The sequence below is a fragment of the Bacteroides cutis genome, from assembly GCF_900241005.1.
GTDB classification, from domain to species: Bacteria; Bacteroidota; Bacteroidia; order Bacteroidales; family Bacteroidaceae; genus Bacteroides; species Bacteroides cutis.
Genome location: NZ_OEST01000007.1, coordinates 91883 through 108709, shown reverse-complemented (window position 1 = coordinate 108709; position 16827 = coordinate 91883). Strand labels below are relative to the sequence as shown.

At 42.5% G+C, this 16827-nt stretch carries 15 protein-coding genes; 12 read left to right on the top strand and 3 right to left on the bottom strand.

Translation table 11 applies throughout. The features are described from left to right. Positions 1-165: 165 nt before the first annotated feature. The 7 genes from C1A09_RS14105 to C1A09_RS14075 all read left to right on the top strand — a co-directional run bounded on the left by C1A09_RS14105 (position 166) and on the right by C1A09_RS14075 (position 6437). Positions 166-918, top strand: coding sequence for a polyprenol monophosphomannose synthase (locus C1A09_RS14105; RefSeq protein WP_101545318.1), 753 nt, complete (start codon positions 166-168; stop codon positions 916-918). A 36-nt stretch (positions 919-954) separates the two neighbouring features. Then, positions 955-2307, top strand: a complete 1353-nt coding sequence (locus tag C1A09_RS14100) for a dihydroorotase (protein ID WP_101545316.1) — start codon at positions 955-957, stop codon at positions 2305-2307. A gap of 11 nt (positions 2308-2318) precedes the next feature. Next, on the top strand, positions 2319-3209 hold the full coding sequence (locus C1A09_RS14095; RefSeq protein WP_101545315.1) for a vitamin B12 dependent-methionine synthase activation domain-containing protein: 891 nt from the start codon (positions 2319-2321) through the stop codon (positions 3207-3209). Positions 3210-3294: 85 nt separating this feature from the next. Continuing rightward, positions 3295-3780, top strand: a complete 486-nt coding sequence (locus C1A09_RS14090; RefSeq protein ID WP_101545313.1) for an RNA polymerase sigma factor — start codon at positions 3295-3297, stop codon at positions 3778-3780. A gap of 4 nt (positions 3781-3784) precedes the next feature. Beyond that, positions 3785-4414, top strand: a complete 630-nt coding sequence (locus C1A09_RS14085; RefSeq protein ID WP_101545311.1) for a hypothetical protein — start codon at positions 3785-3787, stop codon at positions 4412-4414. Continuing rightward, positions 4402-5631 carry a metallophosphoesterase gene (locus C1A09_RS14080; protein WP_101545310.1) on the top strand — a complete coding sequence of 410 codons (1230 nt, stop codon included), beginning with the start codon at positions 4402-4404 and terminating at the stop codon, positions 5629-5631. Before C1A09_RS14085 ends, C1A09_RS14080 begins: the two co-directional genes overlap by 13 nt. 47 nt (positions 5632-5678) lie before the next feature. After that, positions 5679-6437, top strand: a complete 759-nt coding sequence (locus C1A09_RS14075; protein WP_101545308.1) for a lysophospholipid acyltransferase family protein — start codon at positions 5679-5681, stop codon at positions 6435-6437. 38 nt (positions 6438-6475) lie between these two features. Here C1A09_RS14075 and C1A09_RS14070 read toward each other — a convergent pair whose 3' ends face one another. Then, positions 6476-7228 (bottom strand): DUF4369 domain-containing protein, encoded by a 753-nt coding sequence (locus tag C1A09_RS14070; protein WP_101545305.1) that lies wholly within the window; start codon positions 7226-7228, stop codon positions 6476-6478. A gap of 133 nt (positions 7229-7361) precedes the next feature. On the opposite strand from C1A09_RS14070, the gene C1A09_RS14060 reads away from it, so the two are divergent. From C1A09_RS14060 to C1A09_RS14040, 5 genes are all read left to right on the top strand, one after another. Further along, the gene (locus C1A09_RS14060) at positions 7362-8594 is read left to right on the top strand and encodes an anaerobic sulfatase-maturation protein (RefSeq protein WP_101545300.1); all 1233 of its coding nucleotides are present in this window, start codon (positions 7362-7364) and stop codon (positions 8592-8594) included. A gap of 44 nt (positions 8595-8638) precedes the next feature. Continuing rightward, the gene (locus C1A09_RS14055) at positions 8639-10804 is read left to right on the top strand and encodes a S46 family peptidase (RefSeq protein ID WP_101545298.1); all 2166 of its coding nucleotides are present in this window, start codon (positions 8639-8641) and stop codon (positions 10802-10804) included. Between the two features lie 158 nt (positions 10805-10962). Continuing rightward, positions 10963-13125 carry a S46 family peptidase gene (locus C1A09_RS14050; protein ID WP_101545296.1) on the top strand — a complete coding sequence of 721 codons (2163 nt, stop codon included), beginning with the start codon at positions 10963-10965 and terminating at the stop codon, positions 13123-13125. Between the two features lie 68 nt (positions 13126-13193). Next, entirely contained in the window at positions 13194-13490 is a 297-nt protein-coding gene (gene trxA, locus C1A09_RS14045; RefSeq protein WP_101545294.1) for a thioredoxin, read from the top strand. A 9-nt stretch (positions 13491-13499) separates the two neighbouring features. Beyond that, complete coding sequence (locus C1A09_RS14040; RefSeq protein WP_101545292.1) at positions 13500-13967, top strand: thioredoxin domain-containing protein; 468 nt, start codon at positions 13500-13502, stop codon at positions 13965-13967. Between the two features lie 120 nt (positions 13968-14087). Here C1A09_RS14040 and C1A09_RS14035 read toward each other — a convergent pair whose 3' ends face one another. Both C1A09_RS14035 and C1A09_RS14030 read right to left on the bottom strand, forming a co-directional pair. Further along, a complete protein-coding gene (locus C1A09_RS14035) occupies positions 14088-14924 on the bottom strand; it encodes a histidinol-phosphatase (RefSeq protein ID WP_101545290.1) in 837 nt (278 codons plus the stop codon). A 17-nt stretch (positions 14925-14941) separates the two neighbouring features. Next, positions 14942-16822: an ABC-F family ATP-binding cassette domain-containing protein gene (locus tag C1A09_RS14030; protein ID WP_101545288.1), complete on the bottom strand. Its 1881-nt coding sequence runs from the start codon at positions 16820-16822 to the stop codon at positions 14942-14944. Positions 16823-16827: the final 5 nt, after the last annotated feature.

The following is a 16827-nucleotide window of genomic DNA, read 5'->3' as shown; positions in this document are numbered from 1 at the left end:
CACGGACTTACACAGATTGTCTAAATCATTAATCTGTGTAAATCTGCGTAATCCGTGGTGAGTTTCCGGCGCAAAAATACTAAATAATCCTTAGTTTTATCCGTAAATGATAGAAAAGCATTACATTTGTTCCCATTAACAACTCCTCATATTTAACAGGAATATATGCAGACATCAGATAGCATCGTCATCATCCCCACCTATAACGAACGGGAAAATATCGAAAATATAATTCGTGCCGTCTTCGCTTTGGAGCACGGTTTCCATATTCTCATCATTGAAGACGGATCGCCCGACGGAACGGCGGATATCGTAAAAAAACTACAAAAAGAGTTTCCCGAACGTCTGTTTATGGTGGAACGTAAAGGAAAACTTGGCTTGGGCACGGCTTATATCGCAGGTTTTAAATGGGCGTTGCAACACGATTACGAATATATCTTTGAAATGGATGCGGACTTCAGCCACAATCCCAAAGACTTGCCGCGCCTCTACCAAGCTTGTGCAGAAGAGGCTGCCGACATAGCCATAGGTTCACGATATGTAAGTGGTGTCAATGTGGTAAACTGGCCCATGGGACGTGTGCTGATGTCTTATTTCGCATCCAAATATGTACGTATCATCACCGGATTGCCTATCCATGATACGACTGCAGGGTTTGTATGTTATCGCAGACGGGTATTGGAGACTATCGACCTCGACGGTATACGTTTCAAAGGCTACGCTTTTCAGATTGAGATGAAATTTACCGCCTACAAATGCGGGTTCAAGGTAAAAGAAGTGCCTGTCATCTTCATCAACCGCGAATTGGGAACCTCCAAGATGAACAGCAGCATTTTCGGTGAGGCCGTCTTCGGAGTGATGAGATTAAAATGGAACAGTTGGTTTCACAAATTCCCAAAAGCGGCCGATGATAACTAATTAGCCATTATCAACTATCAATTATCCATCAAAGAAATGAAAAGAACGCTGATACATAATGCAATGATTGTCAATGAAGGACAATCCATCCAAGGTTCCGTTGTCATAGAAGACGGACGTATCGCCGAGGTACTGACAAACTGGAAACCTCTCTCCGCTCCTTGTGATGAAACGATTGACGCTACCGGTTGCTACTTGTTGCCGGGTATTATAGACGACCACGTGCATTTCCGTGATCCCGGATTGACCCATAAGGCAGACATCTTTACCGAAAGCCGGGCAGCTGCCGCAGGAGGTGTCACTTCTATTATGGACATGCCGAATACAAATCCACTCACTACATCGTTGGATGCCTTACATGCCAAGTTCGATTTGCTGAATGAAAAGTGTATCGTCAATCACTCTTGTTATTTCGGTGCAACCAATACGAATTATACCGAGTTTGATAAATTAGACAGACATCGTGTTTGCGGTATTAAACTATTCATGGGATCAAGTACCGGCAATATGCTGGTAGATAAGATGAACAGCCTGCTGAAGATATTCAATGGAACTGACATGCTGATTGCTGCCCATTGCGAAGATCAGGAAACCATACTTGCCAATATAGAGAAATACAAAGCGAAATATAAGGGGGAACAAGATATTCCCGTCAAGGAACATCCCAATATCCGCTCCATAGCTGCATGCTATACATCTTCGGAACTGGCGGTACGCCTGGCTACAATTGCCGGGGCAAGATTACATATACTTCATGTATCTACCGCTAAAGAGTTGAAACTATTCAGCGACGCTCCTCTTTCCGAAAAGCTGATTACAGCTGAAGCATGTATAGCCCATCTGATATACGGAACTTCCGATTATAGTAAATTAGGTACACGCATTAAATGTAATCCTGCCATTAAAAGACCTATCGAGCAGAGAGCCATACGCGCGGCAGTCAATTCAGGAGTTATCGATGTCATCGCTACAGACCACGCTCCCCATCTGCTGAGTGAAAAGAAGGGAGGCGCACTGAAAGCAATGTCAGGTATGCCTATGATACAATTCTCTCTTGTAAGCATGCTCGAACTGGTAGACCAAGGCGTGTTCTCCCTGGAAACGATTGTACAGAAGATGTGCCATGCGCCTGCACAGATATTCGGTATCTGCCGGCGAGGATATATCCGCGAAGGTTATCAGGCGGACTTAGTGTTGGTACGCCCCAATACTCCTTGGGAGGTAACTACTAAAAACATTCTAAGCAAATGCGGCTGGAGTCCACTGGAAGGACACACGTTCAATTGGAAAGTAGAAAAAACATTTGCCAACGGACACCTTATTTATAATGACAACAAGGTGGACGAGGCTTACCGGGGAGAAGAGTTGAGATTTGATTATAAATCCTAATTTACCAGCCTTTGCCTGTAATCAATTATAAAGTTCACGAAGTAACGCCCTATATCAACTGGATATACTTTTTCCATGCATGGGGTTTTCAGCCACGGTTTGCAACTATAGCCGGTATAGATGGTTGCTATGTTTGTCGTGCCTCTTGGATAACCACCTTTCCTGCAGAAGAACGTGTGAAGGCTGTAGAAGCAATGCAGCTTTTCAAGGAGGCAAGCAGAATGCTGAATGCATTGGATGGAGAACTTACCATCCAATGCATTTACCGGTTATGCCAAGCCAACTCGGATGGTGACGACCTGATTATAGAAGGAACGACTTTCCCTTTACTTCGACAACAAACGCCACATCCTGACGGGAGCCCATTTCTCTGTTTAAGCGATTTCATACGCCCGCTTTCATCGGGTACGACTGATACGATAGGGTTGTTTGCTTCTTCCATCAAGGAAGAAACTGAAAAATATTACAAAGACGACCCGTACAAACTTCTGCTCGTACAGACATTAAGCGACCGTCTGGCAGAAGCCGCAACCGAAAAAATGCACGAATATGTCCGTAAAAGGGCATGGGGATATGTGCCCGATGAGTCTTTATCTATTCCGGACTTGCTGGTAGAGAAATACCAAGGTATACGTCCGGCTGTAGGCTATCCTTCCTTGCCCGACCAATCGGTCAATTTCATACTGGATGAATTGCTCGACATGAAGCAGATCGGAATTACATTGACTGAAAACGGAGCTATGCACCCGCATGCTTCCGTTTGTGGAATGATGCTGGCTCATCCGGCATCCCATTATTTCGCTGTCGGCAAAATCGGTGAAGACCAGTTGGAAGACTATGCTCGACGGCGTGGAATGCCTGTCAATGAAATGCGAAAATACCTCGCAGCGAACCTCCGATAATTATTTTTGTTTTTATCTTTGGAGAGGTGATTTTCCAGCTTTCATTGCGACTAACAGAACAAAAAGCGAATTGAGAATAAAAACAATGGAAAACTTAGAACAAGAGTTCTTATCCGTGATACGGGAATACGAGCGTGTCATCTATAAGGTGTGTTATTTATACACCACACCTAATGCTACTCTCAATGACCTGTATCAGGAAGTAATACTCAATATTTGGAAAGCATTTCCTAAATTCAGGAGAGAATGTAAAGTTTCAACATGGATTTATCGAATTTCGCTGAATACCTGTATCAGCTTCTTGCGAAAAGAAAAAAATATTCCTGAAATTGTAACTTTGACGCAAGAAGCTGACCGTACTGAAGAAAACGACGAAACACAAGCTATGCTGAGACAACTCTACCAGATGATAAACCGGCTGGGACAACTGGAGAAATCCATCATTCTGCTCTATCTGGAAGAAAAAAGTTATGAAGAGATAGCCGAGATTACCGGTCTGACCGTAACTAACGTTGCCACCAAACTCAGCCGTATTAAAGACAAACTGAAAAAAATGAAGAAGGAGGAATAGCATAATGGAACTGGATGAACTGAAAAAATCATGGAATGTACTGGATGCCCAGTTGCAAAAGGAACCTATTGCAGATGAGGAACGTATAAAGGAATTGATTGCCGGATACAAAGCGAATACTCGTGTGAGCATGGGATGTATATTGAACTCTCAACGCTTTTCGCTCATCATCGGTGTCGTTGTTATTCTGCTTGCTATTGTCGCTGCCATCATTTTCCTACCCAATATCGTGGAAAACGAGAAATGGATTAACAAATTGTATATTATTGGCGGATTTATAGTTATAAGTATTATCGTTGGATTTTGGTGGGACTGGAAAACCTATCAATGGAATAAGAAGACTGAAATAGACAAAATGTCTGTAGCAGAAGTAAGCCGCCGTATGACCATTTTCCGTAGTTGGACTCGTACTGAGGTTTGGATCACGGCAATATGGGCCGTATTATTCACTATCCTGTTTTATTGGGTAATGGAGTATTATTTGCAGCCCGTCATAGTACAAGTCACCCTGATAAGCATCTTTACGATATTTGATATCTTAATCATTTATTTTATCTATAAAAAGATGATATACAAGCATCTTGACTCTATCAACAAAAACATAGAAGAACTGAAAGATATATGTACAGAATAACTTTAATCCTTCTTCTTTCCCTGCTCCTACCCGATGTATATATCTATCTGGTATACATCGTAAAACGGACACGTAGTATTCTTTGGCGTTGTGCCTACTGGCTTCCTTCTGCCATATTGGTGCTTCTGTATCTTTATTTCATCTATATGACCGGAGACAATGCCCTCTCCCGTCATTCACAAAGTATCGGAAAACTGGCAATAGCCGTCATGTTGTTTGCTGTTCCTAAAATACTGTTTATGTTCTCTTCACTACTCGGCATATTGTGCCGGGGTATCAGCCGTTGTTTGTCATTTCTGCTTTTCCGTACATCTTTCAAAGAACCACGTTTTCCTTTCGTTGTCCATCGTTTGCCATTCACGGTTTTAGGACTGACTTTAGGCATCATCAGTTTTGCCAATATTCTTTACGGAGCATTGGCGGGCATTACTCACTTTGAAATTAAAAACGTAGAATATCATTCGACCAATCTACCTAAAGGATTTAATGGATATCGTATCCTCCAAGTGTCTGATATTCATATCGGCAGTTGGCAAGAAAAGAAAGGAGCTATTCAAAGATTAGTAAATCTGATTAATGAGCAACATCCTGATCTCATCGTCTTTACCGGTGATCTGGTGAACCAGCAAAGCCATGAATTAGACGACTTCCGGAATGTCCTTTCGGAACTACATGCTCCCGACGGAGTCTATTCTATCTTGGGTAACCATGATTACGGAACTTATTTTCACTGGAAGAACCGGAAAGAAGAGGAAGAAAACTTGAACTATCTGTTAGAACAACAAAAAGTGATGGGATGGAAATTGCTGAACAATGAACATACCATCTTATATCATCAGGGGGACAGTATCGCTCTTATCGGTGTAGAGAATGACGGAGAACCTCCTTTCTCACAACATGCCGACTTACCTCGTGCCATACAAGGAACAGAGGGGTTGTTCAAAATATTACTAAGCCATAATCCTACCCACTGGCGACGTGAAGTATTGCCAGATTCGGACATTGACCTGATGCTCTCCGGACACACCCACGCCATGCAGATGGAAATGTTCGGACACTCATTATCCTCGCTTAAATATCCTGAATGGTCGGGTATGTATTACGATGGGAAAAGAGCTTTGTATGTCAATGTCGGCATTGGCTATGTAGGATTACCTTTCCGCTTTGGTGCCTGGCCGGAAATCACGATCATAAAATTAGTCAGTGATAATGGATGACAAAATATAAAAAACGTCTATCTTTGTAGCAACAAAATCCAACACCTATGAAGATACTCTATAATATTTATCAGGTTTGCTTTGCGCTGCCCATACTTTTAATATTGACAATTCTTACGGCATTGGTAACGATTATCGGTTCATTGCTGGGTGGTGCTCATATTTGGGGGTATTACCCCGGTAAAATATGGTCACAACTCATCTGCTATCTATTACTTATTCCGGTAAAGGTGCATGGACGTGAAAAACTCCATAAACATACTTCATACGTATTCGTCCCCAACCATCAGGGTTCATTCGATATTTTCCTGATTTATGGTTTTCTGGGAAGAAATTTCAAATGGATGATGAAGAAGAGCTTGAGAAAAATACCTTTCGTAGGGAAAGCTTGTGAAAGTGCAGGACATATCTTCGTAGACCGCTCCAGTCCCAAGAAAGTATTGGCAACTATGAAACAAGCGGAGTCTTCACTTAGAAATGGAGTGTCACTGGTAGTATTTCCTGAAGGGGCACGTACTTTTAGCGGACATATGGGATACTTTAAGAGAGGTGCTTTTCAATTGGCGGATGAGTTACAACTGGCTGTAGTACCTGTCACCATTGATGGTTCTTTCGAAATTTTACCCCGTACCGGAAAATGGATACACCGTCACCGTATGATACTGACTATCCATGATCCCATCCCCCCAAAAGGGCAAGGCATGGAAAACATAAAAGCAACTATGGCAGAAGCCTATACAGCCGTAGAAAGTGCCTTACCGGAAAAATTCAAGGGAATGATTAAGAACGAAGATCAAGACCGATAAAGCCTTGCTTCATTCTTTTGGGATAATAAAAAGTTTTATTATTGTTGAGATGCTTCAGAAGCGGCATTTTGTTCCATACGCTTGTGTTCTTCAATCAAACGCATATTCTCCTTCGCTTTGGATAAAAAATCCTTTACCAACGGGTTTTGCTTAAATGTTTGAGGAGCAGTACGCATAATATCTTCTATCTGTGGAGTCATGATGGGATAAGGCAAAGTACTGCATACCATCATAAAGACATTGGGACCGAGGACATTCTCATAGTTATCGGTAATAAATCCTTTGACATAGTCACTCATTTCCTTTGCCAAAGCTTCGCCCTCTTTCATCAGTTCATCATGAACATCTTCCAATCTGACACCTTCCAACACCATGCGGGCTTCCTTTCTATCCAATTCTTCAATCTTCACTTCCAATTCGTTACGCTTGTCTATAAACTCATAAAGTTGGTTGTTAAGCAACGTACCCTTAGCAGTCAGTTGCGTATTCGAAATGGAAACTTCAATCTTACCGTCTTCAAGCACCAAAGGCATGATACCTTCGTCACCCATATAAAGAGTTACCATCATTACAGAATCAACCTTTCCTTTCATCTTGAAAAGGCCGTGAACGACTTCCGCCGAATCGATAGCTACCCATTGTCCGTCTTGAAGAGTTTTGAGGAATAACATTTTCCCGTCAAGGCTTGTTACTGAGGAACTACCCTCAATTTTGTACTTACGACTACAAGAGACGAATAACACGAGCAAAAGCAAAAGAGGCAAAATACGGTTTACACTCATTCTAATCATGCAGGAAACGATTTATGAATTACACGCAGCAAAGGTATTAATATTCCTTATAAACCGGATAGAAAGAAAGGAATTTTCATTTGGTTTACGTATTTTTGCACAATCATAAATAATAAAAATAGAAAAAATATACATGTCAACTTATGCTCCTTTTGCAAAACCTCTTTATGTAATGCTCAAGCCCGTAGGGGCTGTATGTAATCTGGCATGCGATTATTGTTATTATCTGGAAAAGGCTAAGCTCTATACCAACAACCCGAAACACGTGATGAGCGATGAACTGCTGGAAAAATTCATCGAAGAATATATAAACTCACAAACCATGCCACAGGTCCTGTTTACCTGGCATGGAGGAGAAACTTTGATGCGCCCGCTTTCCTTTTACAAACGGGCTATGGAACTACAAAAGAAGTATGCCAAGGGCCGCACTATCGACAACTGCATACAGACTAATGGCACATTACTGACGGATGAATGGTGTGAGTTCTTCAAAGAGAACAACTGGCTGGTAGGTGTGTCCATCGATGGTCCGCAAGAGTTCCACGATGAATATCGTAAAAACAAGCTGGGAAAACCCTCTTTTGTCAAAGTGATGCAGGGAATTAATCTGCTGAAAAAACATGGGGTTGAGTGGAATGGTATGGCGGTTGTCAACGATTATAATGCCGATTACCCACTGGATTTCTATAACTTTTTCAAGGAATTGGATTGCCACTATATTCAGTTTGCCCCTATTGTGGAACGAATTACATCCCGTCAGGACGGACGTCATCTTGCTTCTTTAGCCGACAAAGAAACCGCCACACAGTTGGCCGACTTTTCCGTAAGTCCTGAGCAATGGGGGAATTTCCTCTGTGCTCTATTCGATGAATGGATTAAAGAGGACGTCGGGACTTATTATATCCAACTGTTCGACTCCACCCTTGCCAACTGGATAGGCGAACAACCGGGTGTCTGTTCTATGGCAAAAACTTGTGGTCATGCAGGTGTCATGGAATTCAACGGTGATGTATACGCATGCGACCACTTCGTATTCCCCGAATACAAATTAGGTAATATCTACCAGAAAACTTTGGTAGAAATGATGTACAGCGAACGGCAACAAAACTTCGGCTTGATGAAACAGAAGTCACTCCCTACTCAATGCAAAGAATGTGAGTGGTTGTTTGCCTGCAATGGCGAATGCCCTAAAAACCGTTTTGCGCATACAGCCGACGGAGAACCGGGATTGAATTATCTCTGCGCCGGATACCGGAAGTTTTTCAAACATGTGGCCCCCTACATGGATTTCATGAAACAGGAGCTGATGCATCAACGTCCTCCCGCTAATGTGATGGAGGCCATCCGGAGAGGAGAATTCAAATAAAACAATTACTAACCATACAGTCAATCATTAAACAGAAAAATAACATGAAACTAAAATTTAGAAAATGCCTGGTTGCGGTATTTGCCGCAATGGCAGTGTGTTCCGCACACGCTGACGAGGGAATGTGGTTGTTGCAATTGATGCAGCAACAGAACTCCATCGATTTGATGAAGAAACAAGGATTGAAACTCGAGGCTGACGACCTTTACAATCCTAACGGTGTGTCCTTGAAAGATGCCGTAGGTATCTTCGGCGGGGGGTGTACCGGCGAAATAATCTCTCCGGAAGGATTGATTTTGACCAACCACCACTGCGGTTACGCATCCATCCAGCAACACAGTAGTGTAGAGCACGATTACCTGACTGACGGTTTTTGGGCAAAGAACCGTAATGAAGAGTTGCCTACTCCGGGATTGGAATTTCGCTTCGTTCATCGTATCGTAGACATCACCGACCTTGTAAACTCCAAGATAAAATCCGGTGAAGTGACCGAAACAAATGCCATGACTTATCCTTTCCTCCGGAAACTTGCCAAAGAGGAATTAGAAAAGAGTGACTTGAACGGCAAACCGGGTATCGAAGTAAGAGCATTGCCGTTCTATGCCGGAAACAAATATTATCTATTCTATTATAAAGTATACAATGACGTACGTATGGTAGCCGCTCCACCCTCATCTATCGGAAAATTCGGTGGTGAAACGGATAACTGGATGTGGCCACGCCATACCGGTGACTTCTCCATGTTTCGTATTTATGCCGACAAAAACGGAGAACCGGCAGAATATTCCGCTGACAATGTACCGTTGAAAACCCCCAAATATCTGCCTATCTCTATCAAAGGATTACAGGAAAACGACTATGCCATGATTATGGGATTTCCGGGAAGTACTAGCCGTTACCTCACCCAATCGGAAGTGAAAGAACGTATGGAAGCTGATAATCAGGCCATGATCGATATGCGTGGTGTACGTCTTGAAGTTCTGAGAAAAGCAATGGAAGCCAGTGACAAGACCCGTATCCAATACGCCAATAAATTCGCAGGAAGCAGCAACTACTGGAAAAACTCCATCGGCATGAACAAAGCCATCATCGACAATGATGTACTGGGTGCCAAAGCCGAACAAGAGAAGAAGTTCGCTGAGTTCGCTAAAGGGAAACCTGAATATGAAGGTATCGTAGAAAAGATTGACGCCATCATCACTAACAGAATGCCGGTTTACCGCCAACTAAGTTACTTGTTCGAAGCTTTGAACGGAGCCATCGAATTCGGCAGCCCATATATGGTGATGGATAACATCAAAAAGGGCATTGAAGAAAAGAACGACTCCCTGCTCAATGCTTCCAAAGTTCAATTAGAGCAGGTGTACAATGATATCCACAATAAAGACTACGATCACGAAGTGGATCGCGCTGTAGCCAAAGCCATTCTGCCTGCTCTTGCCAAAGCCTTGACACCAGAGGAGTTGCCTACTTTCTATAAAACAATCCAAGATAAGTTCAAAGGTGACTATAGCGCTTTTGTCGATGATATTTACGACAACTCAATTCTTTCCAACCGTGAGAATTTCGACAAATTCATGAAGAAACCTACTATAAAAGCTATCGAGAAAGATCCTGCAACCGCTTATTCACGCTCCAAAATAGAAAAGAGACTTGAAGTTGCCGGTGAATATCAGAAACGGTGCGGTGACCTAGAACTGCTTCACAAAACTTACATCCGTGGTTTAAGTGAAATGAAACTGCCGGTTCCTTCTTATCCGGATGCCAATTTCACTATCCGCCTGACGTATGGTAATGTAAAACCTTACAGTCCACGCGATGCCGTACATTATAAATATTACACTACCACAGACGGCATTCTTGAGAAAGAAAACCCCGAGGACAGCGAGTTCGTTGTTCCTGCCAAACTGAAAGAATTAATTCATAACAAGGACTTCGGACGTTATGCCATGCCTGACGGGACCATGCCCGTTTGTTTCCTTACCACCAATGACATCACAGGCGGAAACTCCGGTAGTCCTGTTATCAATGCCGAAGGTCAACTCATTGGCTGCGCTTTCGACGGAAACTGGGAATCGTTGAGTGGCGATATCAATTTTGACAATAACCTGCAACGTTGTATCAATCTTGATATCCGTTACGTACTCTTTATTCTCGAAAAACTGGGAGGTTGCGAGCACCTGATAAAAGAAATGACAATTATTGAGTAAATTCATATATTTACCTAGAAGAGATACGAGTGGATATCATCCAGTATACAAATGTACCCTATTCTGTTGTATACTGAATGTCATTCACTCGTATCTGAATAGTATTCAGTCGTATACTCATTCTTCCATATCAAAATACCCTACAATGACATTTTTATATGAAACGATTTTTATTATCAGTAATTTTTACATTTAGTATTTTTTTGATACAAGCCGATGAAGGCATGTGGATGCTTACCGACCTCAAAAAACAGAATGAAATCGCTATGACCGAACTCGGATTGTTGATACCCTCCGAAGAAATATACAATCCTAACGGAATAGCCCTGAAAGATGCAGTCGTACACTTCGGTGGCGGCTGTACAGGTGAAGTCATTTCTGCCGAAGGACTTGTATTGACCAACCACCATTGTGGTTATGGAGCCATCCAGCAGCATAGTAGTGTAGAACATGATTATCTGACCAACGGATTTTGGGCTATGTCTCGTGATGAGGAATTGCCTTGCAAAGGCCTTACCATCACCTATATCGATCAAATATTGGATGTGACCGACTATGTAAATACACAGTTAAAGCAAGATCCTGATCCAAACGGAACCAACTATCTTTCTCCCAAATATCTGGAAATTGTAGCCAAACGCTTTGCCCAAGCAGAAAACATCGAAATGACTCCAGGCAAAAAGCTGGAACTAAAAGCTTTCTACGGCGGAAACAAGTACTATCTGTTTGTGAAAACCACATACAGCGACATCCGCATGGTAGGTGCCCCTCCTTCCTCTATCGGAAAATTTGGAGCCGATACGGATAATTGGATGTGGCCTCGCCACACCGGCGATTTTTCCTTGTTCCGCATCTATGCGGACAAAAATGGTCAACCGGCTACTTACAGCGAAGATAATATACCTTTGCAAGTAAAAAAGCATCTCACAATCAGCCTTGCCGGTTATCGTGAAGGAGATTTCACTTTCATCATGGGATTTCCCGGACGCAATTGGCGCTACATGATTTCCGACGAAGTGGAAGAACGCATGCAAACTACAAATTTCATGCGCCACCATGTACGTGATGTACGCCAGAAAGCACTCATGGAGCAAATGTTGAAAGACGATGCCGTACGTATCCATTATGCCAGCAAATATGCATCTTCCGCCAACTATTGGAAAAATGCCATCGGCATGAACGAAGGTCTTGTACGCTTGAAAGTATTGGATACCAAACGTGTGCAACAGGAGCAGCTCCTCGCCCGTGGCCGTGAAAAAGGGGATAGTACCTACCAAAAGGCATTCGACCAGATACGCGGCATTGTGAAGCATCGCCGCAACGCTCTCTATCATCAGCAAGCCATTCAGGAGGCTCTGATTACCGGACTCGATTTCATGCGTATCCCCAATACAGCAACATTGGTTGCCGCACTGAAAAGCAAAGACAAAGCGCGTATAAAAGCCGCTGTCGACAGCTTGCAGATAGAAGCTGACAAATACTTTGCATCTGTACCTTTCCCGGAAGTAGAACGAATAGTAGGTAAGAAAATGTTGCAGACCTATATGAAGTACATTCCTGTAGAACAACGGATTGCCATCTTCCAGATCATCGATAAGCGTTTCAAGGGAAACAGTGATGCTTTCATAGATGCTTGTTTTGATTATTCCATATTCGGCAGTAGGGAGAATTTCGCCAAATTTATCCGTAAACCCAGCTTGTATAAGATTGCCAATGACTGGATGACACTATTCAAATTCTCTATCACTGATGGGTTGCTACAGACCACTATTGCCATGATGGATGCCAACCGAAACTATAATGCCGCCCACAAAGTATGGGTAAAAGGTATGATAGATATGAAACAGGATGCAGGTATACCCATCTATCCGGATGCAAATTCCACCCTGCGCCTGACTTATGGACGTGTATTGCCATATGCACCTGCCGATGGTGTGGAATATGCGTATTATACCACCCTAAAGGGTGCCATGGAGAAAGAAGATCCCGATAACTGGGAATTTGTTGTTCCTGCCAAACTGAAACAGCTGTATCAGGCAAAAGACTTTGGACGATATGCCATGCCCAACGGTGAAATGCCTGTATGCTTCATTGTGGATACGGATAATACAGGTGGCAATTCAGGAAGTCCGGTATTCAATGCGAAAGGTGAATTAATCGGTACCGGCTTCGACCGTAATTATGAGGGTCTGACGGGTGATATAGCTTTCCGTCCGTCTTCACAGCGTGCGGCATGTGTAGACATCCGGTACACTCTATTCATTATAGATAAATACGCCGGAGCATCACATATCATCAAGGAGTTGACCATAACAGAATAAAAAAGTCCGAACAATAACGGGTTACTTTTTGTTATGTATTATGCACATAAAAAAGAAAGGAAAATAATATGGAAAAATTTGAAGAATTAATACAGTCAGAAAAGCCCGTTTTGGTGGATTTCTTTGCTACATGGTGTGGACCTTGTAAAGCCATGCATCCCGTATTGGAAGAGTTGAAGGAAGAAATCGGTGATGCCGCCCGTATTACCAAGATCGATGTCGATAAACATGAAGAACTGGCAGCTCAATACCGCATACAAGCCGTACCTACGTTTATCGTATTCAAGAAAGGTGAAGCCGTATGGCGTCATTCGGGTGTAATCAGCGGCAAAGAGCTGAAAGCTGTTATTGAACAAAATTCATAATTGAACGTGATGAAGAAATTTATAGCTATAGCCGCTCTCATCTTTACAAGTGTATTGACCTATGCTTGTACGGATGGAGCCAAACAAAATCAGACAGAAAAGAAAGAAGCTCAGAGTGGAGACGTAATCGTAATGAATAAGGATATGTTTATCAAGGATGTATTCGATTACGAAAAATCCAAAGAGTGGAAATACAAAGGCGATAAACCGGCTATCATTGATTTGTACGCCGACTGGTGCGGGCCTTGCCGTATGACTGCTCCTATCATGAAAGAATTGGCTAAAGAATATGCGGGCAAAATCGTTATTTATAAAGTCAATGTTGATAAGGAAAAAGAATTGGCAGCATTGTTCAATGCTACCAGTATTCCTCTTTTTGTGTTTATTCCGATAAAAGGTGAGCCTCAACTGTTCCGTGGAGCAGCTGATAAGGCTACTTATAAAAAAGCAATCGACGAATTTCTGTTGAAGCAATAATTGCCATCAACAGGCAGTTGACCAAACAGGCCATAATATTATATTGGGTAATTACATCCAGCATAATATTATGGCCTGTTTGGTCAACGTTATACAGATAAGGATATTATCTTCTCATTTTCATTTAATGGGTATCTCTTTCCATGAATCTCCATATAGTTCCATTACTGTTTCATAACCAGCCTTCCCCAATGCCTGTAAAGCTTCGGGACGTCCATTGTTTATTCGCTCGGGATAATGCGAATCACTATTCACCTGTACACGAATACCCAAATCATGTAAATATGAGAAATAACGTTCATTAGGATAGAAAGTACCTAAATCATGATAAGATTTGGTATTGACTTCAACTTGATAACCATAATGAGCTATTTCTGCAAAATACTCTTTTACAAGCACATCATACCACGATTCATCCAGCAAACCGGGATGATAACAGGCTGCATTATAATGCATCTTATCGGCATGACCTACTATGTCGAATCCCCCTAATTCCAACATCCGCATCAATCGGGCATAGTATAAACGAACAACCCGCTCCACATCTCCACCAAAGTGCTCATCTACGATTTTACAGAATGTATCTGCCGTAACATCAACATCCACCACTTCTTCTTTATCATTATACAACAAATGTACGGAACCGATACGATAATCCAGCGGCAATTCACGAAAACGGGCAATGGAAGGATTACTTTCTTCATTCAGATAATCAATCTCCAAGCCGATATACAATTCTATTTGCCCGGCATATTTGGTCTTCAGACGGTGAAACTCTGCCAAATAGTCGTCCATACAATCCCACTCCATGGTCCATGCTGTGGAAAAGGGTAACGGAGCATGAGAAGAGAAACCGTAAGAGGTAAACCCCTGGCTCAAGGCAAAACGCACAAAGTCTTCCATGCCAGCCCGTCCGTCACAATACAAACTATGACTATGATAATTCGTCAGATTCATCTTTTCTAATTATAAGTTTATCCCTCTATTTCACTCAGTTCGAGCCAACGCAATGTCTTTTCATCAATCAAATCAGTCAGTTCGGGCAAGCGTTTGGACTTCTCCGTAAGTTCGTCAACTGAGAGAGTACCGCTACATAAGGCTTCTTCGATGGATTTCTTTTCCTCTTCCAGCGTAGCTATTTCCTGTTCGAGCTGTTCAAACTCGCGTTTCTCCTTAAAAGACATGCGACGCTTTTCATTCAAACGGACTTTAACAGTTTTGTCTTCCTGAGGCTTGACCGCCTCTTTTTCTTTTTCCTGATGTGCCTTGGCGTCTTTCCAGTCACGATACTGAGTATAATTTCCGGGAAAATCACGGATATCAGCCTGTCCGTTGAATACCAGTAAGTGATCTACCACCTTATCCATGAAGTAACGGTCGTGACTCACTACGATAACGCACCCCTTAAAGTTTTGCAAATATTCTTCCAGCACATTCAACGTTACAATATCAAGGTCGTTGGTAGGCTCATCCAATACAAGAAAATTAGGATTTCGCATCAGTACAGTGCAGAGGTATAGACGACGACGTTCACCGCCACTCAACTTATAAACATAGCTATGCTGCGTCTCGGGCGTAAACAGGAAATGTTGCAGAAACTGTGATGCGGTCAATTTCTTACCATTGCCCAGTTCGATGACTTCGGCAATATCCTGTACTACATCAATCACTTTCATCTGTTCGTCAAACTGCAACCCCTCTTGAGAATAATAACCGAAACGCACTGTCTCGCCTATATCCAGTGTACCGCAGTCTGCCTTCTCCTCTCCCATCAATATTTTAATGAAAGTAGATTTTCCCGTCCCATTATTTCCCACAATACCCATCTTTTCGTAGCGGGCAAAGATGTAAGAAAAATCCTCCAATATCTTCAAGTCGCCAAACGACTTATACAAATGGTCTGCTTCAAAAATCTTACTACCTATATAGGAGGCTTTGACGTCCAACTTCACATTATCATTATTGAAGCGTTGCTTGGCTACTTTTTCCAGTTCATAAAAAGCATCCTCCCGGTAACGAGCTTTATGACCGCGAGCCTGAGGCATACGTCTCATCCATTCCAGTTCGGTACGATAAAGATTGTTGGCACGCTCCACTTCTACAGTTTTAGCCTCTATACGTTCTTGACGTTTTTCCAGATAATAACTGTAATTGCCTTTGTATTGATAAATCTGACGGTTGTCTATTTCGACAATTTCAGCACAGACACGATCCAGAAAATAACGGTCATGCGTCACCATCAGAAGGCTGAGATTATTGCGTCGTAAGTATTCTTCCAACCATTCCGTCATATCAAGGTCAAGATGGTTGGTAGGTTCATCCAATATCAACAAATCGGGTTCAGTGATAAGTGTATTGGCAAGCGCCACACGCTTCAACTGTCCGCCTGACAATTGTTTTACCTGCTGATTGAAATCACGGATCTTTAATTGCGAAAGGATTTGCTTGGCTTTTTGTTCATACTCCCATGCTTTTTCATGATCCATACGAACCAATATCTCATCCAGTCCGGGATGTCCTTCGGTTTCCATACAGCGCTCGTATTCCTTAATCAGTTCAACCGTACTATTACCATGATGAAAACAGGCCTCAAGCACGGTTAACCCTTCAGGATACTGCGGGTCTTGCTCCAAATAACCTATCCGCAAATCACGCCGGAAAGAGATAGTACCGTCATCATACCCTTCCTTATCGGAGAGAATATTAAGCAGAGTAGTTTTTCCACTGCCGTTCTTGGCTATCAGACCGACACGCTGGCCTTCTGATAAACCAAAAGATATATTTTCGAATAAAACCAGGTCACCAAATGACTTTGTCAAGTTTTCTACCTGAAAAATAGAATTTACAGCTGCCAAATTAA